Origin of the sequence: Bacillus sp. 22190 (assembly GCF_052045575.1) — a bacterium.
In the GTDB taxonomy this organism is placed as follows: domain Bacteria; phylum Bacillota; class Bacilli; order Bacillales; family Bacillaceae; genus Bacillus; species Bacillus altitudinis.
The window spans coordinates 514,810-527,725 of sequence record NZ_JBQEPF010000001.1 but is presented as its reverse complement, the minus strand read 5'-3'; the positions used below and the strand labels follow the sequence as shown (position 1 = coordinate 527,725).

Below are 12,916 nucleotides of genomic sequence, written 5' to 3'. Positions count from 1 at the left end.
TGCTGATTACTGCACCTTTTTTACTGAATCTCTAATCATCAGCTCTGTGTGGACATACACTTTTTCCAGATGATCGTCTTCTTGCTTTTCACCGTTGATGACTGAAAGGATGGCTTCTGCTCCAAGCGCACACATTTTTTCAATTGGCTTTTTGACTGTTGTGAGGGCAGGCGTTGTATAAGATGAAAATGAAATATCATCAAAACCAATAATAGAAAGATCATCAGGACACCTTTTACCTTTTGCAAACAATGCATTCATCGCACCAATCGCCATGTCATCGTTGGAGCAAAAAAGGGCAGTTGGCGGATCATCAAGAGTGAGTAAGGCTTCCATTGATTCATAGCCGCTCTTCATATGATAGTCGCCTGTGATCATGTATTCCTTCTTCATGGGTACATGATGGTCAATGAGTGCTTGCAGAAAACCAGCTTTTCTTTCCTGTGTGGATTTAAACCCTTCTTTCCCTTCAATAATGGCAATTTGTTTATGCCCCTGCTGAATGAAATAGTGTGCAGCTTGGTATGCCCCTTCACCATCATCCGCTAATATATTCATCACTTGATTACTTTCTACACGGCGATTCAGTACAATAATGGGAATGCCCTGCTTTTTCACATGATGGATAAACGCTTCATCATGCTCGCTTTGGCTCATGAGCAAAATACCATCATACCGCTGTTTATGAATGGTTGTGTAATCGTGAAAATCGTCAATTCCTCTTACAACCAAATGATAGTTTTCTGTTATCACACTGTTGACGCCTTTTAATGCATCAACAAAGAAACTTGAGGATGTGCCTTCTGTTAAACTCGTAAAAAACAGACCAATTGTAAATGATTTTTGCGAGACAAGGCCTCTGGCATGGACATTCGGTGAGTAATTCAGCTGTTTTGCAATCGACAAGATGTTTTGTTTTGTTTTCTCTTTAATAAAAGGGCTATTATTTAAAGCCCTTGATACTGTGGTATGAGAAACGTTTGCCAATTTTGCTATATCTTTGATTGTGACTGTCATGCTATTCCGCCTTTTATGATTTTTTATCATCTTATCATAAAAACGCTTTCATAATCTTGCTTTTTGTTCATATCATCTTGCTTTTATGCGGTAGCTCATTTGCCCGTTCAAATTGAAAATACTGCTTTGCATTTTCATAGCTGATTCCTTTTACCATTCCCCCTAGCAAATTGAGATCATTAGGCGCTTCACCTTTTTCCACCCAATCTCCAATGATGTCACATAACAGTCTACGGAAATATTCATGTCTTGTGTAAGACAGGAAGCTTCGTGAATCTGTCAGCATCCCAATAAATCGGCTGATCAGTCCGATACTGGAAAGTGCCATCATCTGCTCTGTCATTCCCTGCTTTGTATCATTAAACCACCAAGCTGTTCCATGCTGCATTTTCCCAGGAGTCTTTCCATCTTGAAAACTTCCAGCTATTGTTGAAATCACCACATTGTCCCTTGGATTCAAGGAATAGAGGATGGTTTTTGGCAATGCATGTGCTTGTTCTAACCGATCTAATACGCGGCAAAGAGGCTTTGCAATGTCTTCATCATTCATTGCATCATATCCGGTATCTGGTCCAAGTCGCTTAAACATTTTCGAGTTGTTGTTTCTGAGCGCATTGATATGAAGCTGCATCGCCCATCCCCGCTGAGCATATGCCTGACCTAGTTCAATGAATGTGTGTGTTTTAAATTGAACCTTCTCCTTTTCCGTCAATGGATGTCCAGACATTCTTTTATGAAAAATGATCGTAGCTTCTTCTTCCGTCGTGTCTTCGTAAGTCATTTCATTGATGGCATGATCTGAAATCAAACAGCCCTGTTCATGAAAGAAATCGATTCGCATATGAAGTGCTTTTATGAAGTCTTGATATGATTCGATCTTGATAGATGAAACCTCCGCCAGCTGATGAACATACTCGATAAACAAGTCATTTGTGATATCTAATGCCTTATCTGGCCGAAACCCTGGCAGCACTTGCACAGAAAAGCCTTCTTCCCGCAGTTGTTGGTGATAAATCAGCGAATCAACCGGATCGTCTGTCGTCACAACCGTTTCAACATTTGATTTCACAATGAAATCTCTCGCACCAAATCCGTCTCCTTGCAACTTTTCATTTACTTTTTTCCAGATGATGTCTGCGCTTTCTTCATTCAAAAGTTCTTCGACATCAAAATATCGTCTTAGCTCTAGATGGGTCCAGTGATAGAGAGGATTTCCAATCGTCATCGGAACAGTTTTCGCCCATGCTAAAAATTTCTCATCATCTGAGGCATCCCCTGTGATATGTGTTTCAGGTATCCCATTTGCTCTCATGGCTCGCCATTTGTAATGATCTCCGTAAAGCCATGCTTCGGTTATATTTTGGAACGTTTTATTTTCATAGATTTCTTTTGGACTTAAATGACAATGGTAATCAATAATCGGAAGGTTCTTTGCAAACTCATGGTATAGCTTTTCCGCCGTTTGACTGTTTAATAAAAACTGCTCATCTAAAAAAGCTTTCATCAAACTCCCCCATCTCTTATAATGATGAAAATCAATTTGTTCACGTTAACAATTTTATTGTAATCGTTTACAAAATCGATTTCAATCCTAAAACAAGAAAAAACGATCTCCTTTAGAAAAGAAAATCGTTTTTTGGCTATTTTACAGATGGTGTTTTCTTTAGGATAATCGCAATAGTTGTTCCTTGACCTAATTCACTTTCTACTTGAATATCGCCATCGTGCAGTAAGACAAGCTCTTTTGCAATCGCCAGTCCTAGTCCTGTTCCATTTGTTGGATCATTCGTATTTGTCCCTCTATAGTAACGATTAAATAAATGATCCACTGTTTCTTGCGCCATTCCGCGTCCGTTATCTTTCATTTCGATCCGAACTTCATCATTTGTTTCAGATAGAACAGCTTGAATAAGAGTACCTTTCTGGTTATGCTTCACTGCGTTCGCCAGCAGGTTCTCAATGACTCGTCTAAACCAGGCTTTATCGATCTCAAACATGACACCCTCTGTTTGATCTTCAAAGGATGATAAATAATCTTCTGAAAGCGTGCTTCTTGAAAACTCGTCCATAATGGAAGCTAAAAATTCACCAAGCTCAACAGGTTTTCGATTAATAGGCAATGCACCATTTTTCAATCGATACGTGAGGTTTAAATCCTCAATCAAGGTCGACATGTATTCTGATTTCTCACGAATGACTTGTCCCATTTCCATGACTTCTTCCTTGGACCATTGGTATTGATCTGATTCTAGCATTAATCCATAGCCGTAAATCGTGCTAAGAGGCGTTTTTAGATCATGAGACAGCCCTGCGATCCATTCTTCCCTTGTGGTTTGAATTTTTCTTCGGTTTGCTTCATTCTCTTTTAACGTATTGGTGAGCTGATCCATTGTTTTGAGGATATCCTCAAACAGCCGGTACTCCCGCTTAATACGGCCCTTTTTATTTTTACTTACTGGAATACCTTTTCTATTTGTTGGCTCCTGCAATTTATTTCTTGATAAGAAAATCAGCCAGCGGATAATGTGATAGATCGGTAGCCCATAGCGATACGAGTACCATAATGTCATAACGATAATAATCGTAAGCGCAAGACCTGCAATCAAGATGGTTCTATATTGATTTAAAGCATCTCTTTCTTTATCGTATAATTCGTCTGGGCTATATACTTTATTTGGTACAGAAATGATGATATACAGGTTTTTATTCACTCTAATATAAGAGAGATCACTTCTAAACTCCCAAGGCTTTGATTGATATTTGAGCAGTTCAACATCCGTTACATTATTTTCCAAATTGTTATTAGCTCGAATGCCCTTCAAATATTTCCCTTCATCATTGAACAGATGCACCGATCCATTCATTCTTTTCAAGAATTCTTTCGTTTCAGTTGAATATTGAGAGAGAGCAGCCAAATTTTTCTCATGCTGCTTCAAATAATTGGCTACCTTTGTGCTGTTTGTTTTAAACCCATACAAAACGATAAAGCTTTTTTGATCAATCTCAATGGGCCAAAAATACATCTTGTAATCTTTAAATTGTCTTTTTTCAAAGATTTTGATCATTTCATCCTTTTGATAGGATGTTGGAATGGTCTTAGGGCGATGGTAGCTATAGACGTTATGCTTTTTTGAATCAATGACTTGCAGCCAGCCATCTCGTTTTCTTACTGCTTGTTTGAGCTGATCATCGGCTTCCATTTTTCCATCCTCGTTAAAATAAAGCCAGCTCATGAGTGTATCTCCATCAGCTTTTGTTAAACCGGTTTCAGCCATGTTCTCGAAGTGTTTTGTTAAATATAAATTTTCAGAGAACGTATTTCCGATCACCAAAATGGCAATCACAATAAACATTTGTCCAACAAAGTGAAAGAAGAGTTTTGTTCGTAAATTCATAAATTATTTAATAACCTTTGCTGGATGCGGTATAAATTTATAGCCCATACCACGGATCGTCACAATATATTCTGGCTGACTCGGATCTAACTCGATCTTTTCTCTCAGCTTTCGAATATGAACCATCACGGTGTTGTTATCACCATATGATGGAACGCCCCATACTTTCTCATAAATTTGATCTTTTGAAAGAACCACATTCGGATGATCACAAAAGTACTTCAGCAAGGAGAGAAGCTGAGCAGAGCATGCAGTCACCTCTCCTCTTACTTTCAATTCGGCTGAATGAGGATGATAGGAGAAATGGGAAAATTCAAATCGACTTTGAGTATCATCTTGCTCCTCCTGTAAGGAGATATAAGTTCGGTTTAAGTGCGCCTTAATTCTAGCTACTAGCTCTAACGGATTAAATGGCTTTGTAATGTAATCGTCTGCACCTTGTGCAAATCCAGTCAATTTGTCTACATCAGACGTTCTTGCTGTTAAATAGAAAATCGGTGCCTTCGTCATTTTCCTGATGTCAGGCAGAACATCAAAGCCTGACTTACCGGGCATCATCACATCTAGAAGTAAGAGGTGGATGTCCTCGTTTTTGACAATATCTAATGCTTCATCTGCATGATAGGCTTTATAAATATGTTGAAACCCTTCTTTTCTTAATACGCGTTCAACCATTTTTACAATTGCTTCTTCGTCATCTGCAATCAATATTTTTGCTGTTTCCACGCATCTCTTTCCTTTCTAGCTATGATCTCTAACCGTATATTACCATTGTCCAAAGTAAAAAAGTACCTCTTTTCTACATAAAAGCGAAAAAAGATCAACTGGAGAAAATGGCATAACAAGGTAATACCAGAAGATGCAAAAAAACTCGGTCATATATACCGAGTTTTTGTCCATCTATTATCCGTTCACAGCTTCAAGCTTTCTTTCATGATTCATTAAGTCATATGTTAAACAGATCGGCTTATTCGTTCTCGGATCAAGCACAATTTCTGCATCGATGTGGAACACCTGACTGAGTACCTCTTTTGTCATGACCTCATGAGGCGTACCATCTTTAATGACTTTCCCTTGATTGAGGGCAATCATGTAATGTGAAAAGCGTGCAGCATGATTCAGATCATGAATCACCATCAGCACAGTTCTGCCCTGCTCTCTGTTTAAGCGTTCTAATAGCTGAAGGATCTCCAGCTGATGAGCAAGATCTAAATACGTCGTTGGTTCGTCTAATAAAAGCAGCTCTGTTTCCTGAGCGAGTGCCATCGCAATCCATACACGCTGACGCTGTCCACCAGAGAGTGCTTCAATTGGCCGGTCATGAAATGCAATCATTCCCGTCTCCTCAAGTGCCCATCTGATGATTCGTTTGTCCTCATTTGATAAACGGCCAAATCCATTTTGATGTGGGAAACGTCCATATGACACAAGCTCATAAACGGTCAGACCACTTGGTGCTTCAGGCGTCTGCGGTAAGATGGCCATTTGTTTTGAAATTTCTTTTGTTGGTGTTTGATGGATAGCCTGGCCATTTAAATAAACAGCACCTTGATGGGATTTCATAATACGAGACATTGTTTTTAAAATCGTTGACTTCCCGCACCCATTCGGCCCAATTAATGTCGTTACCTTGCCTTTTGGGATGCTGATATTTAAATCGTCTACAATCAAACGGTCATGATAGCCAATACAAAGCTTTTCTGTTTCAAGTGATTTCATCTGTTGTACTCTCCTTCCTCATTGGTTCGTTTTCATCAATAAGTAAATGAAGTAAGGTGCGCCTAAGGCAGAAACGACAAGTCCAACGGGCACCTCTGATGGAGCAAGTATGACACGCCCAAGTGTATCTGCAAGTAATAACAGCAGTGCACCAATCATAGCGGACGCCGGTATCATTCCTTGATGTTTCGGTCCAACTAGCTTTCTTGCGAGGTGTGGTGCCGCTAACCCTAGGAACGATATACTCCCTGCAACAGCGACACTCGCACCGGCTAATGCAACTGCAATCAGCATGAGAAAACTTCTTTCTTTATGAACTGAAATCCCTAAGCCATAAGATATCTGATCACCCAAATTCATGATATTTAAGTAGCGTGCCCTCACCATCGCTAATACAAGAAAAATCAGCATCCACGGCACGACTGATAAGACATATGTCCAGCTTGAGCCCCAAATACTTCCTGACAGCCACACAATGGCTTGGTTAAAATCATTTGGGCTCATCTTTAATTGAATGACCACAATTGCTGCCGAAAATGCAGCATTGATCCCAATACCAGTTAAAATCAATCGAACAGGTGTAATGCCCTTTTTCCACGCTAGTACATAAATGAGGAATGCAGCAAAGGCGGCACCTACGAAAGCGAAAAGCGGCAGTACAAATATTGAAAAATCACCTAAGTTCGACATCGAACCCTGAAAGGCAAAGATAAACAAAACCACCGCAAAGCCTGCACCCGCATTTACACCTAGAATGCCGGGATCAGCTAAACCATTTTGAGAAACACCTTGCCAAATGGCTCCTGATACAGCGATAGAAGCGCCAACAAGTAAAGCGATGACCATCCTTGGAAGTCTGAACTCGAATAATACAAGCTCATCCATTTCACTTCCAAGTCCAAAAAATGTTTTGAATGTATCCATCGGAGAAATCCTTATCTCTCCGGTATTTAAACTAATCAGGAACACAGCCACGATGGCTAAAAAGATCATGACCATCGTTCGTTTGTATTTCTTTTTCTTTGCCTGCTGCACCATTTCCATTTAAATTCCGCTCCTTTCACGTCTCGCTAAATATAAGAAGAAAGGAACGCCTATAATGGCTGTAATGGCACCAACTGGCGTTTCAAACGGCGCATTGACAAGCCTTGCCGCAATGTCTGCATAAATGAGCAAAATAGCCCCTAAAATAGCTGAGCAAGGAATAATCCAGCGATAGTCAACGCCGACCAAGAAACGCGTAACATGAGGAATCACAAGCCCGATAAAGCCAATAGAACCTGCAACTGACACGGCTGCACCTGTTAAAAGGATCACGACCAATATGCCAAGTACCTTGACTGTTCGTGTATATTGTCCAAGCCCTTTTGCTAATTCATCGCCCAAGCTTAAAACCGTGATGGAGCGGGCAAGAATCATTGCGATGATCAGTCCTACAGCCGCAACTGGAATGATGATCTTAATATTGCTCCAATTCACACCAGCCACACCACCTGCGTACCAAAAACTCATATCTTGCGCAACGTCAAATCGAATGGCAATCGCTGAGGAAATTGAGCTTAAAAGTGCGCCAACAGCAGTACCGGCTAATGCTAGCTTCACAGGAGTAAGTCCCCCTTTTGAAAGGGTTCCAACCCCAAATACAATAGAGGCGCCAAGTGCTGCACCCAAAAATGACCAAAGAATTAATGTAAAAGAAGATTGGCCTGGGAAAAAAGCAAACGCAATGGCAATCGCAAATGCAGAGCCATTTGTCACACCCATGATTTCAGGAGACGCAAGCGCATTTCTTGTCATGCCTTGCATGATGGCACCTGATACTGCTAAAAAGGCACCGACAAGTGCGGCACCAACTGTACGCGGTAGCCTTAGTTCCCTAATGATTTGATGTGAGGTTTGTTGTGAATCAAAATGAAAGACGGCTTCCCATACCGTGTGTAAATGAATGTTTGCCGCTCCTAGCGATACTGATAAAAAAAGACCGAATGCTAAAGCAATGATTCCTATGATGACAACAGCTGCTGTACCAAAAGGCTTTGTCACAATATCTATCGCATCATCTTTAGCTGACAGCTGTTTATTCGATTGTGAGCCCAAAACCAGTCTCTTCCTTTCCGTTCATATCTATTCGTTATTAGTGATAATGATTATCAATCTCGGAGTCTAGTATATCACTTTCTTCACGTTTTGAAATCCTTGTTCTGATAAATTTCTTTATTTTCATCAAAAAACCGGGAGAATTTCACCATTTTCATTTCGGTTCTAAAATAGCCGATGCATTTTTTCTTCCATCATGATAAGATATAAATGCAAATGAGAATCATTATCATAAACAATTGAATAGGAGCGAACTTTTGTGAAAAAACGAACTGGACTTCTTTTGATTTCCTTCATGACCCTTATGATTTTTACTGCTGCTTGCGGCAGCACTTCCAATAAAGAATCGGGAGCCAAAAAAAATGACACGATCACCTATCAAGATGTAAAGGGTGAAGTGAAACTGCCTCAAAACCCACAACGAATTGTGCTTCTGGCGGAAAGCTATTACGGGGATCTCGTCACACTCGGCAAAACCCCAATTGCTGCCACTGCGCCCATCTTTAAAAACCCTTTCTATAAAGGAAAAACAGATGGAGTGAAAAATATTGGAAAATCTCCCTCTGTTGAGAAAGTAGCCTCTTTGAAGCCGGATATGATCATTGCTTGGGGAGAAGATGAGAAATTTGATCAATACAAAAAAATTGCCCCTACAGTTGCCATTCAATACAATCAATATTCGTTTAAAGACCAGCTAAAAGAATTCGGTAAAATGACAGGCACATCAAAAAAAGCAACGGATTGGATCACACAATGGGATGCCAAAATTGCTGAAGTGAAACCAAAAGTAACAAAAGCTGTAGGAAACAAAACCGTTTCGATCGTATCACCATTCGATAAGGGCATTTACATTTTCGGTAACACTTTTGCACGCGGTGGTGAAATCATTTATGACGAGCTGAAATTAAAAGCTCCGAAGGCCGCCCAAAAAGAAGCCATCGACAGTGGTGTCGGTTATGCAAACATTTCTCTTGAAAAGCTTCCAGAATTTGCAGGTGATTATATTTTCACAAGCCCATGGAGCGGTTCAAAAAGTAATGGCGATCAAGTGTATAAAAGCAGCATCTGGGCATCACTTCCTGCTGTCCAAAACAAACGCGTATTTGAAACAGATACAGTCGGTTACTTCTTTAATGACCCTGTGTCACTAGAAGGTCAGCTCGAATTTATTGTGGATCGATTAACATCTGCCTCATAAAAAAATACGTTTCTCCAATGCTGGAGAAACGTATTAGATTGTTGGCAAAGGGGTGAAATGAACTTTATTTTACCCCTTTGTCTTCTTTTCAGCGTGATAGAAAACCTTTGCAGTCTAGGAAGGACGAGTACTGGCGCGGAGCGAATTTGGCATTCGTGAGCACCAGCACGCAGGACTGACAAAGAATGCGAGGGTTTGTCTACACGCTGAAACGTTTCTCCAATGCTGGAGAAACGTATTTCTTATACTGTACCTTTGGCAAATTTTTTGGACATGAATGGGTAGAGTAAAATGCCAACTAAAAACAATCCAATACCAAGACCAAATGTTTTTAAATCAGCTGTGCCTGAAATAATGACCCAAGCGGAATACCCCATGGCCACAAGCGCAATGATCCCGTCTCTTGTCCGATTTCCTTTTTGGAGCTCATATGTGTCACCTTGCATGATGACCTTAAAGCTGTAGATCGACGACACGATATACGGAATGAGATACGCAAGTGTCGCTGATGTTGTTAAGAAAGTAAAGGCTTCATTAATCGTACGTGACATGACTGAGAAAATAAACAGCTGTGACATGATATTTGTGACAGTCAAAGCAAAAACAGGACTGCCTTTTTTGTTTGTTTTTGCAAACACTGCTGGGAAATCGCCAGCCTTTGCTGCTTGATAAGGGACTTCAGAACCAAGCAAAATCCAGCCGAGCATCGAACCAAATAAACAAATGATCGCAAGAAGTGCCATGACAATGCCGCCAGCCGGTCCGATAATCAGCTGAAGCACGTCTACGAATGGTTTATCAGAACCTTGCAATTGATCATGCGGCAGAACGCCCATTGTAATCAAGGTAATAATCATATAAATAGACAGTGCAATTAAAAGTCCTGTAATCGTCGCACGTTTGACATCACGCTGCGAGGAGGCTCTTCCTGATAAAATGACAGCAGATTCGATGCCGATAAATGCCCATAGTGTGGAAATGGCCGCATGATGAATTTGGCCTCCAAGTCCGAGCACTCCTTCACCACTTGCTGCTTCAACAGGGAAATAATAATGTTCAAATAATGCTGTTTGGAATGCAAATAAGCCTGCGACAATAAAAAGGACGAATCCAAGCACCTTTGAAAAGGTCGTAATAAAGTTCAGCTTACTTGCTGCGCTTAAGCTTGTAATTAAAATCGTATGAGTCCCCCATAGAAGGATTGTACATACGATAAACGTTGTGAGCTGACCAAGTGTGATCGCTTCTTTCCCAAAAGTAAAGACCTCCGTTTTCACGGTTAAAATTGGGAAAAAGGTTGTTAAATAACCAGCTAGGCTTGTGATAATGGCGACATTACTAATCCAGCTTGCCACCCAATATCCCCAAACCATTGTAAAACCGGCTGCTTTTCCTTTTTTCGGATCTTTAAAAAGCGCTCTTGCATAGCTTTGTGGTCCAGCTGTTAGCTGCGGTTTATGAATGGACAAATGTCCAAACACAAAGGCAATCATCAGTACGCCGCCACCTGTGACAAGCCATGCCATCGTCACACCTAAAGGACTTGCATGCTGGGCAAGTGTACTAGGCAGCATAAAGATGCCTGAACCTACCATATTTCCGACGACAAAAGCCGTCAATAACCAAAAACCCCATTTTTTTGTCTGTTCCATTTTCGTACCTCCGTTATATTCACTTTGGACCAGACCCGGCAGTATCTTCATTGATATATTTGTGAAGCAATGACTTGCATTCTTTATGTTCATGTTGGGTCACTTTCTTACCAGCATACCCTTTTCTTAGGCAATCAGAACATAAAAAAAAGCCTGAACAAAAGTCCATGCTTTTCAAAACATACACCTTGATCTCCGGATAGCCCTCCACGCTTCAAAGACGTGGCAGTCCTGCATTTGTTCAATGCAGACCCAGCATAAAGAAAGTTGGAGCTCTCTCTACACTTCGGCGCTGATGCCTTTTTTCTCATGATCAACGATTCCATCTCTCCCATGAGTGACTCATCATCCGCGCAACCTCTACCTCACTGAGACATAGCGTGAGGATTTCTATTCATTTTTACTACACGAAGGTTATCAAACATTCTCATATCTGTCAAAGGGAAAAACATAGAAAAAAGGCAGAGAAATGATTCTCCGCCTTTTTGTCAGCTTATTGATGGTTGTTTTTCTTCTTTTGGACAGCTTCCTGAAGCGGATCGCCTGCTAGTTCTTTACTTGCTTCTTCTAACAGCTGATCTACCTGCTGATGGTCTTTCTCGCTTTTCGCCTTTTTATCCTTTTGGAAAAATGACATCGCTATTTCCCCCCTTTTCATAAAATGCCTTTGCCTGTTTAATTTGTGCTACAGCGCTCAGCATTATACAAAGAGGAGCGGTTCATTCATCGTGAAAGGTCTGTCTCATTTTTTGTAAATACGTTAGAAAGGTCTTTAAGTCTTCCTCTGTGAAGTCTGACATCATATGCTGAATCACCTTTCCAAAAAGACGTGTATGCTTTTCGTAAATAGCCAGCCCTTTTTCCGTGGCTTCTAGCCGAACAAGGGAATGATCGTCCTTGTCCCTCTCTCTCTGAATGTAGCCTTGCTCACATAATTTATTGAGGGCAATGGAAGCGGCACCTGGGTTGAGAGAGAGTCTTTGTTTAAGCTCTTCAGCATGTGATACTTTTCCTTGTATCAATATAGAAAGAGCATATATCTGTGGAGGCGTGATGTCTTTTTCTAACTCAAGTAACTTGCGGTTTAATTTACGGCTGACTTCATAATGTACAAGAACAATTTCTTTTAAAATGTCTGCATTACTCATCCGAATCGCATCCTTATCGTTAGTGTCAACATGACTTCCTTCTTATTATAGAATGTTTTTCCAAACAGCCAACTATTTTATCCCATTTTTCTTTAGAAATAAGCCTTGCTGAATGGATTCACCCTTGATATAGTGAGTACTTGAACAAAAAACAGAACAGGAGTACGCATCATGACAGGAAAAACACATATTATGGGCGGAATTGCCGCCTCCACAGCCGTCGCCTATTATTACGGATTCGAACCAGTGACGATGGCTGCTGCAGGATCAGTAGGTGCCCTCATCCCAGATCTATGTCATACGAAAAGCAAAATCGGCAGGAAATTCCCGCTCCTTTCCACACTGATCAGTAGTGTGTTCGGGCACCGCACCTTTACACATAGTTTATTATTTCTGCTGATCATTTATTTTATTGCGACAACATACATTCCAAATGACAGCCTCAGTACCGGGTTACTAGTTGGGATGGTAAGCCACCTCATCCTTGATGCAGGCACAGTGAACGGTATTAAATTTTTGTTCCCTGCAACCATGAAAGTACGTCTCCCCTTTTATGTCAAAACAGGCAGCACAGGAGAACAAGTCGTACTAGCTGCTCTGACCATTGTCACCTGCTATTACATGGCTGTCATTTGCGGAATATCCATCCCTTTGCCGTTTTAGAAAAAGAAAAAAGAGTTTTGCAAAAAA

At 40.7% G+C, this 12,916-nt stretch carries 12 protein-coding genes and 1 riboswitch; of the genes, 2 read left to right on the top strand and 10 right to left on the bottom strand.

Annotation, left to right across the window (positions count from 1 at the left end; genetic code table 11):
* Window positions 1-6: 6 nt before the first annotated feature.
* From ACTJKA_RS02650 to ACTJKA_RS02620, 7 genes are all read right to left on the bottom strand, one after another.
* Window positions 7-1,017: a LacI family DNA-binding transcriptional regulator gene (locus tag ACTJKA_RS02650; RefSeq protein WP_017359253.1), complete on the bottom strand. Its 1,011-nt coding sequence runs from the start codon at window positions 1,015-1,017 to the stop codon at window positions 7-9.
* A 67-nt stretch (window positions 1,018-1,084) separates the two neighbouring features.
* Window positions 1,085-2,521 carry a glucuronate isomerase gene (gene uxaC / locus ACTJKA_RS02645; protein ID WP_346395565.1) on the bottom strand — a complete coding sequence of 479 codons (1,437 nt, stop codon included), beginning with the start codon at window positions 2,519-2,521 and terminating at the stop codon, window positions 1,085-1,087.
* 136 nt (window positions 2,522-2,657) lie between these two features.
* Window positions 2,658-4,412: a sensor histidine kinase gene (locus ACTJKA_RS02640; RefSeq protein ID WP_440607611.1), complete on the bottom strand. Its 1,755-nt coding sequence runs from the start codon at window positions 4,410-4,412 to the stop codon at window positions 2,658-2,660.
* Between the two features lie 3 nt (window positions 4,413-4,415).
* The gene (locus ACTJKA_RS02635) at window positions 4,416-5,138 is read right to left on the bottom strand and encodes a response regulator (RefSeq protein ID WP_171465772.1); all 723 of its coding nucleotides are present in this window, start codon (window positions 5,136-5,138) and stop codon (window positions 4,416-4,418) included.
* A 177-nt stretch (window positions 5,139-5,315) separates the two neighbouring features.
* Window positions 5,316-6,131, bottom strand: a complete 816-nt coding sequence (locus tag ACTJKA_RS02630) for an ABC transporter ATP-binding protein (protein WP_017368048.1) — start codon at window positions 6,129-6,131, stop codon at window positions 5,316-5,318.
* Window positions 6,132-6,149: 18 nt separating this feature from the next.
* Window positions 6,150-7,175: a FecCD family ABC transporter permease gene (locus tag ACTJKA_RS02625; RefSeq protein ID WP_345911107.1), complete on the bottom strand. Its 1,026-nt coding sequence runs from the start codon at window positions 7,173-7,175 to the stop codon at window positions 6,150-6,152.
* A complete protein-coding gene (locus tag ACTJKA_RS02620) occupies window positions 7,176-8,228 on the bottom strand; it encodes a FecCD family ABC transporter permease (RefSeq protein WP_008347113.1) in 1,053 nt (350 codons plus the stop codon).
* A 259-nt stretch (window positions 8,229-8,487) separates the two neighbouring features.
* Between ACTJKA_RS02620 and ACTJKA_RS02615 the strand changes: the two genes are divergently transcribed.
* Window positions 8,488-9,426 carry an ABC transporter substrate-binding protein gene (locus ACTJKA_RS02615; protein WP_206115739.1) on the top strand — a complete coding sequence of 313 codons (939 nt, stop codon included), beginning with the start codon at window positions 8,488-8,490 and terminating at the stop codon, window positions 9,424-9,426.
* A gap of 242 nt (window positions 9,427-9,668) precedes the next feature.
* On the opposite strand, the gene ACTJKA_RS02610 is transcribed toward ACTJKA_RS02615, so the two are convergent.
* The 3 genes from ACTJKA_RS02610 to ACTJKA_RS02600 all read right to left on the bottom strand — a co-directional run bounded on the left by ACTJKA_RS02610 (window position 9,669) and on the right by ACTJKA_RS02600 (window position 12,226).
* On the bottom strand, window positions 9,669-11,078 hold the full coding sequence (locus tag ACTJKA_RS02610) for an amino acid permease (RefSeq protein WP_025207968.1): 1,410 nt from the start codon (window positions 11,076-11,078) through the stop codon (window positions 9,669-9,671).
* A 192-nt stretch (window positions 11,079-11,270) separates the two neighbouring features.
* Window positions 11,271-11,449, bottom strand: a riboswitch (Lysine riboswitch).
* Between the two features lie 122 nt (window positions 11,450-11,571).
* Window positions 11,572-11,715, bottom strand: a complete 144-nt coding sequence (gene sspJ / locus ACTJKA_RS02605) for a small acid-soluble spore protein SspJ (RefSeq protein ID WP_008347117.1) — start codon at window positions 11,713-11,715, stop codon at window positions 11,572-11,574.
* Between the two features lie 82 nt (window positions 11,716-11,797).
* Window positions 11,798-12,226, bottom strand: a complete 429-nt coding sequence (locus ACTJKA_RS02600; protein WP_007500254.1) for a MarR family winged helix-turn-helix transcriptional regulator — start codon at window positions 12,224-12,226, stop codon at window positions 11,798-11,800.
* Between the two features lie 171 nt (window positions 12,227-12,397).
* On the opposite strand from ACTJKA_RS02600, the gene ACTJKA_RS02595 reads away from it, so the two are divergent.
* A complete protein-coding gene (locus tag ACTJKA_RS02595; RefSeq protein ID WP_345911109.1) occupies window positions 12,398-12,889 on the top strand; it encodes a metal-dependent hydrolase in 492 nt (163 codons plus the stop codon).
* Window positions 12,890-12,916 lie beyond the last annotated feature (27 nt).